The 240-nt window shown below is 36.7% G+C and carries 1 pseudogene; it reads left to right on the forward strand.

Features of this window, described 5'->3' with window-relative positions:
- Positions 1-37: 37 nt before the first annotated feature.
- Positions 38-240 (forward strand): annotated as a pseudogene (locus tag GXK58_RS26910) (RNA-guided endonuclease TnpB family protein); the annotation flags it as partial.

The following is a 240-nucleotide window of genomic DNA, read 5'->3' on the forward strand; positions in this document are numbered from 1 at the left end:
GTACTGGAATGGTTTAACAATGAAAGTGCATATACCTATGAAGGATACATACATCCAGAAGGCATTACACGATGAAATTGCCTATTGTCGTTTAGTTCGTAAGATAATTAGAGGGAAAATCAAATATTATTTGCAGTTAATTCTAAAAGGAATCCCTCCTCAAAAACACGCACCTTGTGATGGGGAAGTCGGTATAGATATGGGCATTTCAACAGTTGCTGCTGTTTCCAATAAAGAAGT

Source organism: Bacillus sp. USDA818B3_A, assembly GCF_009928415.1.
In the GTDB taxonomy this organism is placed as follows: domain Bacteria; phylum Bacillota; class Bacilli; order Bacillales; family Cytobacillaceae; genus Neobacillus.